Raw genomic sequence first — 17,970 nt, forward strand, 5'->3', positions numbered from 1 at the left:
AAGATATCATATGAAAATAAAAAAAGATATATGTACATATATCTTTTTTAGCAAATTATAAGTTATTAAAGTCTCTTAGTTAAATCATCATGTAAATCTTCATAACCAGGCTTGTTTAAAAGACCAAACATATTACGTTTATAGCTTTCAACACCTGGTTGGTTGAATGGATTAATTCCATTCAAATATCCAGATATACCTACTGCCAATTCGAAGAAGTAAATCATATAACCTAATGTATGTTCACTTTGATCTGCAATATTGACAGTCATCACTGGAACTCCACCATCTGTATGTGCTAAAACTACACCTTCATATGCACGATCGTTGACATAATTCATCGTCTTACCAGATAAGAAGTTTAACTGGTCTAGATTTTCAGCATCATTTGGAATAGTAATGTCATGACTTGGATTTTCTACTCGCACAACAGTTTCCATCAAATTGCGACGCCCTTCTTGAATATATTGACCCAATGAATGTAAATCAGTAGTAAAGTTTGCACTAGATGGATAAATACCCTTTTGGTCTTTACCTTCAGATTCACCGAACAATTGTTTCCACCATTCACCAAACATTCTCAATGTTGGTTCGTAATTCTCTAGCAATTCTGTAGTAAATCCTTTGCGGTACAAAATATTTCTTAAAGCAGCATACTTATATGGATTATCACCTAAAACATCAGTAGTTTGATAGTCACTGCGTGCATCAGCTGCACCTTTCATCAAGGCATCAATATCACCACCAGCAACTGCTATTGGTAAAAGACCTACTGCTGATAATACTGAGAAACGTCCTCCTAAATCATCAGGAACAACAAATTCTTCATATCCCTCAGCATCTGCTTCAGTCTTTAAAGCACCTTTTTGACGATCAGTTGTAGCATAAATTCTCTTAGCTGCTTCTTCTTTACCATACTTAGCAACTAATTTTTCTTTCAACACACGAAAGGCAATGGATGGTTCTGTAGTAGTACCTGACTTAGAAATAATATTTAAGCTGAAGTCTTTATCACCTAACCATTCAATTAAATCATATAAATATGAACCAGAAATTGAATTACCACAGAAAACAACAGTTGGATACTTTTCTTTGCCTTTGCCATAAAAAGCACTATTTAAAAATTCAATCGCAGCTTGAGCTCCTAAATAAGATCCACCAATTCCAATTCCGATTAAAACTTCAGAATCTTTTTGGATTTTAGCAGCAGCTTTTTTAATTCGGGCAAATTCATCTTTATCATAATTTACAGGTAAATCAATCCAGCCACGGAAGTCTGCTCCTGCTCCAGTTCCTTCACGTAATTCTTGATCTGCAGCGTTCACCATAGCTTGCATTTCCTTTAATTCATTATCATGAACAAAAGGTGCCAATTTACTATCGTCAAAACTTAAAACTTTTGTCATCTTTCAAACTTCTTTCTATGAGAATTAAAACTGTATACACTTTCATTTTAGCAGAAAAAATCCGAAAAAATACTACAATCGTATGTTACCGCAAACAATTATCATTTAGATGATGAAAACACTTGAAATACTAACTGATCTAGCTTGTTGAAAAGTATTTATAATTAAAATTTGGCGTTTTTTAAAAATATCAGTAAAATATCAGTATAAGGAGTAAATTGATGATAAATAACAAATATAATTTTAGGCAAAGTAAAGTATGTTTTTTAACGATACTAACTATATTATTCTGGTTAAAATACATGTTTGCCTTTTACTTTTATTTTAAATTACAACTAAATGATTATTACCAACAAATTATTGCATTGATCTCTTCTCTAGGCTCAACAATAATTTTATTTAGTATTGCCTTTTATATTACTAAGCCACTTTTGTCATATATTTTTATGATTTTGTTGGATATCGCCAATACTACATTATTATTTTCAAATATTATTTACTTTAGGCAATTCAACGACTTTTTAACCTTTAAAACGATTCAAAATACTAGTAAAGTGACGCAAGGTTTAGGTAAAAGTACTGTTGCATTGATGCAACCATTAGATATTTTAATCTGGTTAGACATCATCGTTATTGTTTGTTTATTGGTGTTAAAAATAATTAAGCTTGATCAGCGACATTATAATATTAATTTTTCTTTTGCCATTACATCATTTGGACTTTTCATTGCCTTGCTAAACTTAGCATTAGCGGAAACAGCTCGACCAAAATTATTACGTAATACTTTTGATCGTTCTTACGTTGTCAAATACATTGGCTTAAGCAATTATACGCTATATGATTTAACACGCAGTGCACAATCTGGCAGTAGCAAAAGAAATATTAATGCTAGCCAAATCAATAAAATTTTAGCTTATACTAGGAAAAAATATGCTGGCATTAATCCTAAATATTTTGGCAAAGCTAAAGGTAAAAATGTCATTATATTACATCTAGAAAGTTTCCAACAATTTTTAATTGATTTAAAGATTAACAATAAAGAAGTAACACCTTTTTTAAATAGTATTTATCATAGCAAAAATACTATTTCCTACAAAAACTTTTTCCACCAAGTAGGTTTAGGGAGAACTAGTGATGCTGAGACGATGCTAGAAACTGGCACTTTTGGTATTGCCGATGGATCTTTATTCTCGTCATTAGGTAATGAAAACACCTTCCAAGCAGCTCCTCAAATTTTAAGACAACGAGGCTACACATCCGCTGTTTTTCATGGAAACATCGGTACATTTTGGAATCGTAATGAAGTCTATAAAAATTTAGGCTATAATTATTTCTTCGACTCATCATATTATTTCAACGAGAAGAAAGATAAAGTTGGCTACGGACTTAAAGATAAATTGCTTTTTGCCGAGAGTATCAAATATCTAGAACAACTGCAACAACCTTTTTATGTCAAATTTTTAACAGTAACTAACCACTATCCCTATAATATGGACACTGAAGATTTAGATAAAGATTTTAAAACTACCAATACTAACAACACCACCATTAATAACTATTTTCAAACTGCTCATTATTTAGATCAATCAATCAGAGAGTTTTTTGAATATTTGAAAAAATCGGGCCTAGACAAAAAATCAATAGTAATTTTATATGGAGATCATTATGGTGTAGGTAGCTCAGACAATGAAACTAATGCCCTAGCTCCTATTCTCAACAAAGCTGATAAACCATGGAGTGAATATGACACTATTAACTTGCAACGAGTTCCATTTATGATCCATATGAACGGACTAAAAGGTGGTATCAAATCCAATATTGCTGGCGAAATTGATGTTTTACCAACTTTACTTCACTTACTAGGTATTGATACTAAAAACTACATTCAATTTGGTAATGACCTATTATCTAATAAGCGGCAAAAATTTGTTATTTTCAGAAATGGCACAATCATTACACCACATTATATTATTATGGGCGGTAGAAATAATCTTAATCGAATATACGATTTTAACACTGGTGAAAAAATCAATAATCTGACAGATAAACAAAAAGCCCATATTGAGCATTTAATTAAGCAAGCGGCTAAGTCTTTACGTTACTCCGATTTATTGAATAATCGTAATCTTTTACGTTTCTATACCCCAAAGGGTTTCATTCCAGTCGACCCTTTAACTTTCAATTATCAATTGAATTATCTTAATATGATTAGAATTAGAAAAATGGTAGGCAATAATTCAACTTCCCTTTATTCTGAAAATAGAGGTTCAACTATTGATATGTACAAAACAGATGCATTCCAAATTAATAAAGATAAATTATTCGACCTTCCTGCAAATGTTATTAAGACACGAAAAGAAGCAAAAAACTTATTAAAAGAAGATGCACCACTAAATAAATAGTGCAAAAAATTGCATATAAAAAAAGACTATGATCAAAATATAGTGCTCTCAAATAGTTAGATGCTTAATCCAGCTTTATGGAAACACTACAAATTTATCATAGTCATTTTTATAGCTAAATATCAAAATTTAGTTCATCATATTTATAACCAACACCCCAAACTGTAATAATAACATGCGGTCCTACTTTCTCTAATTTTTGGCGTAAGGTTTTTACATGTGTATCAATCGTCCGAGCATCACCAAAATATTCATTGCCCCATACCAATTCCAATAATTTTTTACGTGAAAAAACCTGCGTCGGACTACTAGCTAATATTGTTAAAATAGCGAATTCTTTCGGCGAAAGGCTATTAATCTCCTGCTTATTAAAAATAACTTTATGTTTTTCCGGATAAATCTTTAAATACTTTGTACAAATAACTTGCTCAATATTGAGATTAACTCTTTTGCCACGTTCCAAATTAATTCGGCGATATAAAGCTTTGATTCTCGCAACCATCAAAAGTGGACTAAATGGGCGTGCTAAATAACCATCTGCCCCTTGTTGCAATGAAGAGATCAATTCTTCTTCAAATTTCTTTTCAGCTAAAACCAGAATCGGTGTTTCTAATGATATATTGCGAATATACTTTACTACTTCAACTCCATCAAGTGAAGGTAGCTCTACATCTACTAAGACTAAATTATATTTATTTTTGTTCAAACTATACATTTTGGTACCAATAACCCCATCAGTAGCAATATCGTAATTCCACTTTTCCTTCATAAAAAAAGCTTCTAGAATTTGGATAATAGCTTCTTCTTTTTCGATTAATAGTATATTCATCTTAATCTTTAAATCCCTTGGTTAGTTTATGCTTAACTTTATCCGGCTCAATATAGTCATAAGGCAATAAATCACGTGCTTTTAAGAAACGCTGTAATGCTTTTTCTGTACTGATAAAAGGAAAAATTATAAATAAATAAAAAGTCAGCAGCCATAAAACGATACAACCATCCCACTTTAACAAGTGGATGATTAAGCCTAATCCAAATTGAATACTACCATAAAGCATAAAATATTTAGCAGCACTTTTTTGAGCAAATTTAAAGCCTTCTTCGCTCACCATTGCCAAATATGACACATAACCATAAAGATTATTCGGCTTTTTAGCTGGTGATATTAACCAAATTAAGCCAATCATAAATAAAATAATTCCACATGCAATATATAACATTTTTATTCATCCTATTCTTCATTAGTAGGTACAGAAATAATAATTTTTAAACTTTCGCCAACAAATTTAAAATTATTATATTTGTTAGGAACAATAAAACTATCACCTAATGATAAATTATAGTCATTGCCATCAAAAATCAACTTACCCTGCCCACTAATCACTGAAACCAACAAATATTGGTAATTTAACATATTCCATTCAAATTCCCCGAAAACATCCAATTGCCATAGATAAAAATGAGGTGAATATGGAGGATTAGCCAAACGAACCAAGGTAGCAGCAGGAAACTTGCTAACTGCTCTTTCTAAATAAGGATCGACATGTGGCACTTGAATCGTATCTAGCGACTGCTGAATATGTAACTCTCTTTTTTGTCCTGTTTTATTATCAATCCGATCCCAATCATATAATCGATAAGTAACATCACTTGATTGTTGCGTTTCAATAACCATGATTCCTTTGGTTAAAGCGTGAACACAACCCGCAGGAACATATAAAAAATCACCAGTTTTGATTGGCACATATCGTAACAATTTGTTCCATTGACCATTTTTTATCCATGCTGCTAATTGCTCCTTTGTTTCAGCATGATGACCGTAGATTAACTTCGCACCTGGCTCAGCTTGTAAAATATACCAACATTCAGTTTTACCTGAATCATTTTCATGAATTTTGGCATATTCATCATCTGGATGCACCTGTACTGATAAATTATCATTAGCATCTAATAATTTAACTAAAAGGGGAAACTCAGCAGCATGCGGTTGACCAAATAAATCAGGTTTTTGCTGATATAGTTCTCGCAAATTAAGACCTTGATATGAACCTTTTATAACTGTTGAGGAACAATTTGGATACCCAGAAATAATCCAGGCTTCTCCAATCTTACCTTCTGGTAAATCATTAAAAATTTTTTCAAACTTACGAGAGCCCCATATCTTAGAACGAAAATAGGGTTTTAAAAAAATTGGTTCCAATCTTTAATACCTCACCTTATTAAAATTTTATTCATAATCCTGCAAATTTAAAGGATACTTTTGCAAGCGTTTTTGAATTCTTTTAGGAATAATTACATAGACATTGTCAGTTAATGTTATTTTTTGTGGTACAACACCTTGTTCTATCCATTCTGTCAATTCAACAGGTAATTTACTAATATAACTAAAAGTAGTGATATATCCTTTTGCTACTACCTTATTTTGACGTAACCACTGTTGCAAACGCCACCACAATAACCAACGATATATAGTATTATCATCAGAAAATACTTTTTGCATATATTTAAGCACTAATTGATGCTTGGTCGCTAATTTAAAATATCTCAACCCATTGCTGTAATTGCAATAATATGGATTGGCATCACTATCTGCAAAAATATTAAATCCTAAAAGATCCTGATCACAACTTTGGGTATCATTCATGACATCTTCTAAAATTTTGTTTAGTGACAATGGAATGGATTTAACTACTATTTTAGAAAGTGCCGTTATATTTTTCTTTAAATTAACACCATTGATAACTTTATTAACATCAAGACGTGCGTCTTCATAGGTCAATTGAGAAGTTAAATATTTTTCTAAATAATCGTGAATAAATGCACTCAGTACTTCCATATGTTCATAATTACGAAACATTATAGCTATCTTTTCTTGTACCAACATATTATAGTCATCTTCAGTCAACAAATCACCCGATAGCATATTTTCCTTACAAAATTCAAGTGGATATACTGAATTATCAATATACCATTGTTCATCAAATTTACAAATTAAGGTTAGCTTTCGTTGATAAACAAATTCTAAAATATTTACTAACCAAGCAATTTTATCATCAACTATTGCTTTTTTTATGATAGACGCCATATTTAGATAATTCATGTAATAATGCTTAGAAACAATCAACCGCTGGATTAAAAATAACAGTTTGACAACAATTTGCCATGAATAATTTTGAACTAAACTTAATAACTCAGCAGAAGTTAAGCCTAATTTATTACACACAGACTTTAATTCAGGAATCTTTAAATGATAATCATACTTAAAATCATAAACATACCAACTATCATGCTTTATACCTTCATTAATGATGATTTGGCCATCACGATCTAGCAAAAAAGAAGGCATTGTTTGATTAGTTATAGACCAATTTAAAATAGGACTAAGCAATTGATCTTTTCTTAATAATTTATCAAATGCTTCAAAATAGATAGCATCCCCAGTCAGGGCATACGCTTTTACACTAGTACTAAAACAATCATACGAAATATTTTTGATATTTCTAACTAGATTCTTCAATCTCCACAATTGTTCACTATTCAGCTGTTCTAATTCAGGAAAAGTCAGAAAGTCATTAACTCTATTAGCAAAATATTTACAATCAGCTATTGATAATACCATAACTAAACAACGCCCCCATTTTTTAGGTCTTTATTAAGATAATAGCATATAAAAAATAAAATGACTCCTTATTTCAAAGAAAGAGCCATTTTAAATAATCATACTTAATCAGAGAAAATTTAACTAATACTTTATCTAACTATATTATAGTAAATCCTAGATGTTATCTTAAACACTAATAAATATATAATAAAGAAAATTGAAATCACTGCAGCTAAACAAATATTATAATTTTGCCACTTAATTCCACCGAACATTTGCACCAAATTAAAAACAATCTTCGAAGCAACTATACAATGAATAATCGACACACATAGGGGAGAATATAACAATAACATCAGTTGTGATGTATTAGATTTCTTAATCAAAGCATCTTCCAACCCAATTTCTTTCATAATTCTAAATTTATGACGATCTTCATATCCGGCTGAAACTTGTTTATAGTAAATAATTAATATCGTACCAACTAAGAAAATAATACCGATAATAATTCCAATAAAGAGAAATCCACCATTAATTTCATAAAATCTCGTTAAAAATTCTTTGGCATCAACAAACTCTACCTTATTAGCAGAAAGTACATGCACCCGTTTCGAATATTTTTTATAACTTATACCCTTAACATCCCAGTTGTAACTACAACTAATCTTAGCATTAGTAGCCATTCCACCAGTTGCTTTTACAAAAAGTTTGCTAAAAAATAACATAGTCTTGAGATCTTTGACAATAATACCATATGATTCTATGGCAACGTTTGCAGGAACAAAGTTATCAACTGTCCTTACTTTAAAAGTTCGCCCTCCAATCCTTAGCTTATGAACATTAAGTTTCTCGATTCTATTATTACAAAGTAAAATCTCATCATCTTGCAATTTAATCTTTTTATGCAAGTTGGCATTATATCCAACTAAATCACCAACATATAACATCTTAGATGTTCGAGAAGATAAAGATTCATTATTTAGTATTTTTAACTGATCACCTTTTTTTTCACACCAGCTTTCACAATTATAACCAACGTATGAATGAACAACTTGTGATTTATTATCGACTGTTTTTTCAACTTGCTTTTTTAAAGTATTAGATACCTTTTTATAATTGTGCAAGTCAATATTTTCACCACTAATTAATTCATATGACCGTGGAATTGCATTTTTAAAATTCATATTAGCTGAATAATAAATCATAGTCACCGCAGATAGAGTAACTATAACCCCTGAACCCAAAATTGCTATACTTGCTAATGATAAGGCATTACTTTTAATACGATATAATAAACCGCTCACACTCAAAAATTTAACTGGCTTGAAATAACTGGAATGTTTCTTTTGTAATTTAAGAGCAACAACCGTTAATGCAACATATAAAGCATAAGTTGCAAATATCACTAATAGTACCGCAATAAAGAAGTTAGTAATAGATTCTAAAGTACCCTTAGTTGTCAAGGCAATCCAATATCCTGCACTTAAGGTTATTAATCCAAATAATAAAACCAAATAGCGTGACTTGGGTTCACCTTCACCACTATGTTGTTTATTTAATAATTCCGTTGGTGTTGAAATATAAACTGTAAAGCTTAATCTAATAACCGTAATAAGATATAAAATGATTACAACGACCATGGTCAAGACTATTGCCAAGATACTTAGTGGGTAATGCATTACATTTACTCCCATATCTCGCATTAAATAATTTAATCCTAAAAAAGCTAGCTGACCAAATATGTATCCTCCTACTGTAGCAATAGCTAAAATCATTGTAAAGAGATACATAAATTCAATACTAATAATTTTTCTAATATGCTTTTTTTCTAAGCCTAAAATACTATACAGTGCCAAAGTTTTATTTTTTCTTTTTAATAAAACAGATACACTATATAAAACAAAGATCACAGCCAAAATTCCTACAATGACAATACCCATATTAATAATACTTATTAAAAATTTATGTCGATGTATAACATAGGAATTGCTGGCTAAACTGACCATAATATTAAATAAAATGAACATAATTCCTGATGATAAAACAAAAGGAATTTCTAATACTTTGTTGGCCTTTAAGTTTTTAAGAGCAAACTTCTTAGCCATTAAAAATGACATTATTGCTCACCTCGCTTCAACATAAATTGAGCTTGGCTAATTCGCTCCATAAATTCAGACTGACTTTCAGCTTGGCTACGATAAATTTCATGATAAACAATTCCATCTTTGATAAATAAAATTCTTTTAGCAAACGAAGCTGCTCTTAAAGAATGCGTTACCATCATAATAGTTTGTCCAGCCTGATTGATTTTGGCAAACATATTTAAAATAATCTCAGAAGACGTTGAATCCAACGAACCTGTAGGTTCATCAGCCAAAACTAAATCGGGCTTAGTAATGATTGCACGAGCAATCGCTACTCTTTGCTTTTGTCCACCTGAAATTTCATAAGGGTATTTATTTAAAAGTTCACTAATTCCCAATTGATCTTTAATTTGGTCTAACCGTTCTTGCATTAGCTGTGGTTTTTGATTAGATAAAACTAACGGCAAATAAATATTATCCCGATTGTTAAATTGATCTAACAAATTAAAATCTTGAAAGACAAAGCCCAACTTATTTCTTCTAAAAGTTGAAATTTCACTATTTTTTAGTGTACTAATCTCTTTGCCATTCAAAATAACAGAACCCGATGTTGGCTTATCAAATGTTGCAATAACATTCAATAAAGTAGTTTTACCAGCACCAGACTCGCCCATAATGGCAACAAACTCACCAGCTTCCACACTAAAATCTATTCCCTTTAAGACTTCAGTTACAACACATTTAGTTTTATAGGTTCGTTTTATATTCTTTAATTCCAAAATCGCCATTTTAATCACTCCTAATATTTTGATGATTTAATTATTGATGATTTAATTATATGAAATATAAAATTCTCCAGCATTTATTTAACCTTACAATGACAAGGCTTATCTTACAAAATTGTAACTTTGTTTAGGAAAGCAAATAATAAATTCGCTGCCAACATTCACTGTTGAACAAACTTCTATTTTAATATTTAACAAAATAGCAATCTTTTTCACCAAATATAGCCCGATGCCACTTGACTTTTCATTGATACGTCCATTAAAACCCGAATAGCCTCTATCAAAAATTTTATTTATATCTTCTGACTTTATTCCAATTCCAGTATCTTTAACTTTTAAAGCATTTTTATCTCGATCAAAACTAAGCGTAATTTTACCAGAATTAGTATATTTTAAGGCATTAGCTAATATTTGTTCAATCAAAATCGTTGCCCACCTTGCATCTGTAATTATTTTGGTATCAATTGGCTGATAATCTAGCGAAATATTTTTATCAATAAATAAACCAGAATACTTTCTTAGTAAACTCTTAAGCAACTTATCGATTTCAACTTCTGCAATGTCCATATCTGCTTGACGATCCTTCAATTTCATATAATTGATCGCCATATTAGTATATTCACGAATGTAAAACATTTGTTCCTTTAGTTGACACGTATAAGGATTTTTTTCTTTTTGTAAAATCAAATCCGAAACCGTAATTGGCGTTTTTATTTGATGAACCCATAGCAAAAAATATTCCTCTAAATCTTTTCTTTCAATGTCGATTGTATTCTTAAGTTGTCGATTTTCTATCAATAGCTGATTAACTTGCTCTTGTAAATTTTCCTTCTTTTTAAAAGTCACCCAGCAAATAAATAAGTAAATTAACAGGCAAAAAGTCACTATCTCCAGTGATAAATAAAATAAAGAAAAATCCAAATTGGCAAATAAAAAAACAAAAAAGAAAATTAATAATACAATAAACACTGCTACGCAAATTTTGACTTCAGTTTTAACAAATTTTTTGATCTTTTCCATACAATCACTTCAAATAATATCCTATTCCTTTTTTCGTTTGAATTAATTCATCATAACCCACTGTTTTAAGCTTTTTCCTCAATCTAGCAATATTAACTGCCAAAGTATTATCATCAATAAATGCATCCCCTTGCCAACAATAATTAATAATGGCTTCTCTTTTAGCAATTTTATTTTTAAAATTAAACAAAATCTCCAATATCAAAAGTTCTGTACGCGTCAATTCTAAAACAAAATTTTTACCCTCTAGATTAGCCACCGACAAATTTAATTTTAAATCACCATACATAATACTATCACTGCCTACTTTATAGTCATAAGTTCGACGTAAAACAGCCTGAATTTTAGCTATAGTTACAGTTATATCAATCGGCTTAGTAATATACTCATCTGCTCCCATTTGCATCGCTCTTACAATATCACCTGATTCAGTATGCGAAGTAATAAAAATAATCGGTACATGTGATATCTGCCTAATTTTTTCTGTCCAATAAAATCCATTATAAAAAGGTAACGATACGTCCATTAAGACCAAATCCGGCTTAAAATCTGTAACTTCCGCTAAAATGTCATTAAAATTGCTTGCTTTTTTGCTCAAATAACCCCACTGAACTAATTCTTCTTCCAATAAACTGGCTAGTGTTGCTTCATCTTCAACTATTAGTATTTTCATATATCCCACACTTATCAATTATTTTGTGTAAAAAAATCTCCTATGATTATTGTATCTAATCATAGGAGATATAAATAGTATTTTTAAATTATCATTAAACTATTGTTTCCAGCAATGAGCTAGTTTCAATTGATTGGCTTTGATGACAGGAACAACACTGTCACCTTTCTTAGCAGCCAATAAAATTGCTTGCATTGAAGATTTTAATTGGAAGTAAGCTGCATTTTCATTCTTACTAATCTTCAAATTATAGATATTAGCAGTCGTTTTATCTAATATACCAGCAACCTTTGAATCTTTAGAACATTTATAATCATCAGATTTTAAAATAGACTTTAAAACCGGCATATAACCAGTTGCATGTGCTAATTTCAATTGATTACGCTTAGACAACATGAATTTAATAAACATAAAGGCAGCAGATTTTTGCTCAGCAGTTCCCTTATTAAACATATAAATATCTGTTCCTTGTTGCACATTATATTTAGATGGACGTGGTGCTACTCCATAATTAAACTTGTTTTTGCCCATACCCATTTTAACATATGCTTCACTAGCACATGTACTGATGAACATTGCAACTTTTTGGTGACCAAAATCAGTTGAAAGATAACCATTGGCAGAAGCTATTTGCAAATAACCTTCTTTTAATCCTTTGATGTACCAATTCAAAGCTTTTTTAGATTCAGGGCAAGTCATATCAATATTCTTATCAAAATCAATACCTTGTTCCTTCATAGATAAAATGTAGTAATTTGCCAATTCATCAACACCTGCACCAACTAAGGCATGATTACTCTTTTTATAGATAGTTTTAGCACATTGAGCTAATTCAGACATATTACGTGGTACTTTTAAATTATATTTATCAAAAACGTCTTTATTATAGAATAATACTTCTGAAGATTTATTAAATGGTATACCATATTGCTTACCGCCAATTTGAGCACCAAGCAATAATTTATCCTTAATATCACTCTTGGCCACAGAACCCCATCCTATTTGGCTATTTTCAATATATGGTTTTAAATTAACCAGCTTATTTAATTTAGCAGCATCATACAACCAACCTGGGTAAGCCTGAGTAATAGTTGGCAGATTCTTAGGTGATTGCAAAGTTGCATTGATCTTAGACTGGAGATCTGCATAATTACCTTGGTTTTCCAATTTAATATGTATGTTAGGATGTTTTTTTTCAAACTCCGCAGCATATTGCTTCATACATTTCTCAGATGCTCCTGTCATAGAGTGCCAAAAGACGACAGTAGTCTTTTTAGTAATATTTGTGGCAACCTTACCATCTGTTGAACTACTATTTTTAGAACATGCTGATAAGGTTAACATAGCAAGAGCTGATGTAGCTAATAGTAACAGTTTCTTTTTAAAATTCATATGGATCCTCCCCATAATAACGCACTGTTATAAAACATAAATAATAAATTTCAACTGCCTGATTTTTCAACTCAGACGCCTCAATTTTACCATAAATTTAAAAGTTAATATCCATTTTTTGCAATGTAAGCCTTATCATAAATATAAAAAATGATATAGCTTCAAAAACTATATCACTTAAATGATTATTCAACTAATGCTGATTAGAGGAATCGAACCTCCGACCTTCTCTTTACGAGGGAGATGCTCTACCGACTGAGCTAAATCAGCAACATATAGATTATTATAGCAAAAATACCATTTTTAAGCAACATTTAGCTAATTTAAGATAACATTGTCCTGATAAACAAAAAACGCATCAAATTAACCATAATAGTTAAATTGATACGTCTTGAATGAATCATCAACTTATTTTTTATCTTTATTTATCACATATTTGGATGAACCAATTATAAATATTGACATAAAGGAAACTAAATAAACTAAAATTCTACAATCTGCTCCCAATTGAGGCAGTTTTTTAGCATTAATATGTACATCTGATGATATCTGTTGACTAAGTTGTTTCTGCTTGATAGATGGTACTTTTTTTCTAGCAATTCTGTCAAATGACTTAATTCTGTAGCATGATCTGCTTTTGTTAGTTCTACTAAAGGATCACCCTTGCTAGTTACTACACCTGCGGGGGTAGCTTTTTGCACTAAGGGATCGACTTTGCTAGTTATTACAGCTGCGGGCTTGGCTTTTTGCACTAAGGGATCGACCTTGCTAGTTACTACACCTGCGGGCTTGGCTTTTTGCACTAAGGGATCGACCTTGCTAGTTACTACACCTTCTGGTTTAGCTTTTTGCACTAAGGGATCGCCCTTGCTAGTTACTACACCTGCGGGCTTGACTTTTTGCACTAAGGGATCGACTTTGCTAGTTACTACACCTGCTGGTTTTGTTTCTTGCATTAAAGGTTCACCCTTGCTAGTTACTACACCTGCGAGCTTGGCTTTTTGCACATCAATGGTTACAAAATATGTTTTCTTTGATCCATCTTGATAAGTTAAGCTTAAGCTACCACATTGACCTTTGCCTATTTGATAAGGTTGATATAAATGCATGGAGCTTGTTTTATCTTCAACCTTAGCTAAGGGAAGTTCATTACGATTCAAAATACATTGTGTTAAATCAGGAATTACCCCAACTTCTGTGACAATATGATTTTTAATCTTTGCAGGATATGCATCTGCTTGCGTTGCTACTACAGGATTACTAAAGCCAGCTAATACCTTTTTCAAATTAGCTTCTTGGTCTCCAGTGCCTGCCATAGAAGATTTTCTCCTACCCTGCTTAAAGCCGAATTGCATGATGCGATCTTCAAAATAAGTACGTGAACTATGTCCATTAGCTGATTTTCCAACCGATTTCGCACCGATAAAATTTCCAACCGCTGAAATCACATTATCATTTGAAACAGCATAATGGATCGCTTCTCCTCGTTGAGTTAACAAATTTGCTTCTTTAGCAACACGTTGCATCTTCTTATTGAATAAATTTCCCCTAATTTTAGGGGCATTAAAGGTTACAGCTTTTTTAATTCCAGTATAACCTTTATCACGTGCTTCAACCAAAGCAGTCATTGCCAAATATCCACCTAATGAATGTCCCGTCAAATATGTATTCGTTAAAGCACCTTCATTTTGTAATTGCTTTAAAATTTTGTTCAAGCTATCAACTTGACCTGGGGTCATTCCTAAAGTCAAATTCAAATCATCATCAAGATCTGCTCCACCCTTCGTACCTCTAATTGCCAAAACCTGTACTTGATTATCCTTCAAATATGGTAAATCAGAATGCGTAACAAAAAAAGTTGCATCCAATCCATCTGATTCGTGGAAAGATTTTTCTGCTTTCCAAAAAGGTGCTAATTCCGTATGCATTAATTCATATTCTTGTCGACCATTATATTTTTCTTTCAAAGGATGATGCGAATCAAGTACTTGTTGAATATAATTATCATCTCGATAACTCAACTCCATCATCATAGCTAAATCTCGATCACAAATATTCCAAACCAACGGATCAGTATGATTCTTAATCTCATCAGCATCTAATAATCCATCACCATCACTATCACTTAATAGCGGATGAGTATGATAGCCCAAAAATTCACGGTTGTTAACCTTTTCAACATACAATTCTTGACCATTCTTTAAGCCATCATGGTCATCATCTCCAGCCACATCCAGAACTGGCTCATGATAAAAACTTGGATCAACCTGACCTCCTGGCAGCGTTAATTGTCCTTGTGCAAGCTTAATCATATCCTGCTGATTCAAAGGTCTGAAAGACTCAACCTGATTTTTTGATTTTTTCCTAGTTTTCGTTAAATCAGCTACAGATGCTTTTTTATCTACTAGGTGTTCTTGATAATTAGATGTATTTTCTTTAGCTTGAGATACAGATATTTCTGTCAAAAAAGCCACACTAATCACCATAGAAACTACACCAATAGCTAATTTTCTAATTCCATAACATAGATTACTTCGTCTTCTATTAAAGACCATTCCTCCATCTCCTTATTATTTGTATTTTTTATCTTAAAGGCACACATATTTAAGATTAAAGCATATCTACCTTTGCAGTCAATTAAAATTATTTAACCCATTGTCTTGCTACAAAAAAGTGCATGGATTTAAAAATCCATACACTTCCTCATAATTGATTATCTATAAATCATCAGTTTAATAGAACACAGTCCTTAATCCTGTTCTTTTTTCTTTGGCAAAACTACTAATCCGGCTGCTAAGCAAAGTGCTGCAACTAAGCTCGCAATATCGGATGTTTCCCCTGTTTGTGGTAATTTTTCCTTACCACTTGTAGGTGTCTTGTCAGTTGAAACTGGTTTTTCTGGAACTGGTGCTGGTTCTGGAACTGGTGTTGGTTCTGGAACTGGCATTGGTTCTGGAACTGGTGCTGGCTCTGGAACTGGCATTGGTTCTGGAACTGGCGTTGGTTCTGGAACTGGTGCTGGTTCTGGATTAATCTTACGATAAATAGTAATTGAATCTTCTGCCTTATATTGCTTACCATCACAATTTACTACAGTCACTACAAATGGATAAATACGTGAAACTTCACCATCTTGCCAATCATCAACCTTAGCAGTACCTGTGAATGTCCCTGTCGTTGAATCAAATTTGATCCCTTTAGGCAAAGGACGACCAATCATCTTAAGTGTGTAGTATGGTCTAGTTCCTGGTACAACACCCACATATGACATTGATTTACCTGGATTAGGTATTGAAGTATCTGGAGTTGATGTACCTTGAACACTAGGTTTGGACGTTATGGTACGAGTCACAACTATATCACTTTCAGCTACTTTTGTTGAGCCATCAGAGTTATAAACTGTAACACGAATTGGTACACGACGTTTAGTTTCGCCATCTTTCCAATCAGTAATCTTAGCTTTACCAGTAATTGTAGCATCTTCTGGATTAAAGACCATACCATCTAATAATCCTTCTACCTTATAAGTATTAGCTATAGGACCTTGAACAGTCTTATCTTCTGCAGGATAATCAACTGCTTCTCGATCACTTCCTACTAAAACTGAAGTTGCCATCAAATTCAATAATCCTGCATTAGCTACTTCTTGATCACCTAAAGAACGACGACTTCTTGTATGCTTAACTGCAGCTGTCACATTGGATGGTCGGTCACCTAATTCAACTGGTATAAATCTAAGCTGAATTCTACCGAGATCTGCTCCATCCTCATACCTTGCATCAAATTTAACTGGTTTAAAGTCACGATTATCACAAATACCGCAAGTTCCTTGACAATCTTTGCCATCTCTACCATCTTTACCGTTTGGAATTACAACAGTAGTTGAGCCCTTGCTGGTTGTAAAGGTCACTGTAGTAAATACATGACCATTTTCATCTTTGCCTTCACCTTTAGTAATAGTTGGAGTCTCACCATCTTTACCATCCTTAACCTCAATTACTTGTGGTTTAGCATTTGGTTTTTCCTTGATCCCTTCACGATCACGAATTTGATCTGTAATAGTAATGATGTGACTATTACCTTGTTCTGCTACTTCAATCTTAGGTCCAACTCCGTCATAAACGGTATTAGTAGTAGTCTCTTTGGTTAAATTACCATTGTTATCCCATTTTTCTTGAGTAACAGTAATATCAACACCGGTATTTTCTTCATTTCGCTTAATATCTACTTTAGCAGAAAGACCCTTAACAAGACCTGCATCAATTGGATTTGCTTGACCTTCTATAGTAATCATTAAATGTCCAGTCTTGGCATCTACGTATGCACTAGTAACAGACTTACCGTCTTTACCGTTCACACCATCCTTAACTTGAACATCACTACCAACTGGCTGCTTCGTCTTGTCTGGTTTGCCCGTCTTTGGATCCACTGGATAGAATTTAATCGTGGTTACGCCATCTTCACCCTTTGTAGCTACTGGAGCATAGGTGATTCCGTCACTTACTTTAACTTCTTGGCGATAAGCAGTGCCGTCATCGTTGTAACCGTCAATCGTGATCGTTGTTTCACCATTAACTTTGTCACTTACCTTAATGTGAGGCGTCTTA

The 17,970-nt window shown here is 32.2% G+C and carries 13 protein-coding genes and 1 tRNA gene; 1 reads left to right on the forward strand and 13 read right to left on the reverse strand.

What is annotated here, in order from left to right:
• Positions 1 to 65: 65 nt before the first annotated feature.
• Positions 66 to 1,406 (reverse strand): glucose-6-phosphate isomerase, encoded by a 1,341-nt coding sequence (locus HMPREF0520_RS01970; RefSeq protein WP_006729226.1) that lies wholly within the window; start codon positions 1,404 to 1,406, stop codon positions 66 to 68.
• 221 nt (positions 1,407 to 1,627) lie between these two features.
• On the opposite strand from HMPREF0520_RS01970, the gene HMPREF0520_RS01975 reads away from it, so the two are divergent.
• Positions 1,628 to 3,808, forward strand: a complete 2,181-nt coding sequence (locus HMPREF0520_RS01975; protein WP_006729227.1) for an LTA synthase family protein — start codon at positions 1,628 to 1,630, stop codon at positions 3,806 to 3,808.
• A gap of 115 nt (positions 3,809 to 3,923) precedes the next feature.
• Here the strand turns inward: HMPREF0520_RS01975 and HMPREF0520_RS01980 are convergent, their stop codons facing one another.
• The 12 genes from HMPREF0520_RS01980 to HMPREF0520_RS02035 all read right to left on the reverse strand — a co-directional run.
• On the reverse strand, positions 3,924 to 4,637 hold the full coding sequence (locus HMPREF0520_RS01980; protein WP_006729228.1) for a response regulator transcription factor: 714 nt from the start codon (positions 4,635 to 4,637) through the stop codon (positions 3,924 to 3,926).
• Position 4,638: 1 nt separating this feature from the next.
• Positions 4,639 to 5,028, reverse strand: a complete 390-nt coding sequence (locus tag HMPREF0520_RS01985; protein WP_006729229.1) for an SdpI family protein — start codon at positions 5,026 to 5,028, stop codon at positions 4,639 to 4,641.
• A gap of 11 nt (positions 5,029 to 5,039) precedes the next feature.
• Positions 5,040 to 6,008: a type I phosphomannose isomerase catalytic subunit gene (locus HMPREF0520_RS01990; RefSeq protein WP_006729230.1), complete on the reverse strand. Its 969-nt coding sequence runs from the start codon at positions 6,006 to 6,008 to the stop codon at positions 5,040 to 5,042.
• Positions 6,009 to 6,035: 27 nt separating this feature from the next.
• On the reverse strand, positions 6,036 to 7,427 hold the full coding sequence (locus tag HMPREF0520_RS01995) for a hypothetical protein (protein ID WP_006729231.1): 1,392 nt from the start codon (positions 7,425 to 7,427) through the stop codon (positions 6,036 to 6,038).
• Between the two features lie 131 nt (positions 7,428 to 7,558).
• Positions 7,559 to 9,526, reverse strand: coding sequence for an FtsX-like permease family protein (locus tag HMPREF0520_RS02000; RefSeq protein ID WP_006729232.1), 1,968 nt, complete (start codon positions 9,524 to 9,526; stop codon positions 7,559 to 7,561).
• The gene (locus tag HMPREF0520_RS02005) at positions 9,526 to 10,281 is read right to left on the reverse strand and encodes an ABC transporter ATP-binding protein (RefSeq protein ID WP_006729233.1); all 756 of its coding nucleotides are present in this window, start codon (positions 10,279 to 10,281) and stop codon (positions 9,526 to 9,528) included. The genes HMPREF0520_RS02000 and HMPREF0520_RS02005 overlap by 1 nt, the downstream gene beginning before the upstream one ends.
• A 99-nt stretch (positions 10,282 to 10,380) precedes the next feature.
• Positions 10,381 to 11,298 (reverse strand): sensor histidine kinase, encoded by a 918-nt coding sequence (locus HMPREF0520_RS02010; protein ID WP_006729234.1) that lies wholly within the window; start codon positions 11,296 to 11,298, stop codon positions 10,381 to 10,383.
• Positions 11,299 to 11,302: 4 nt separating this feature from the next.
• Positions 11,303 to 11,971 (reverse strand): response regulator transcription factor, encoded by a 669-nt coding sequence (locus HMPREF0520_RS02015; RefSeq protein ID WP_006729235.1) that lies wholly within the window; start codon positions 11,969 to 11,971, stop codon positions 11,303 to 11,305.
• Positions 11,972 to 12,070: 99 nt separating this feature from the next.
• A complete protein-coding gene (locus HMPREF0520_RS02020; RefSeq protein WP_010222371.1) occupies positions 12,071 to 13,363 on the reverse strand; it encodes an extracellular solute-binding protein in 1,293 nt (430 codons plus the stop codon).
• 197 nt (positions 13,364 to 13,560) lie between these two features.
• A tRNA-Thr gene (locus HMPREF0520_RS02025) sits at positions 13,561 to 13,633 on the reverse strand.
• Positions 13,634 to 13,845: 212 nt separating this feature from the next.
• On the reverse strand, positions 13,846 to 15,918 hold the full coding sequence (locus tag HMPREF0520_RS02030; RefSeq protein ID WP_035514796.1) for a Tle-like phospholipase domain-containing protein: 2,073 nt from the start codon (positions 15,916 to 15,918) through the stop codon (positions 13,846 to 13,848).
• 194 nt (positions 15,919 to 16,112) lie between these two features.
• Positions 16,113 to 17,970: putative Ig domain-containing protein (locus HMPREF0520_RS02035; RefSeq protein WP_035514799.1), on the reverse strand; the 1,858-nt coding region annotated here is incomplete at its 5' end.

It is taken from the genome of Lactobacillus iners DSM 13335 (assembly GCF_000160875.1).
GTDB classification, from domain to species: Bacteria; Bacillota; Bacilli; order Lactobacillales; family Lactobacillaceae; genus Lactobacillus; species Lactobacillus iners.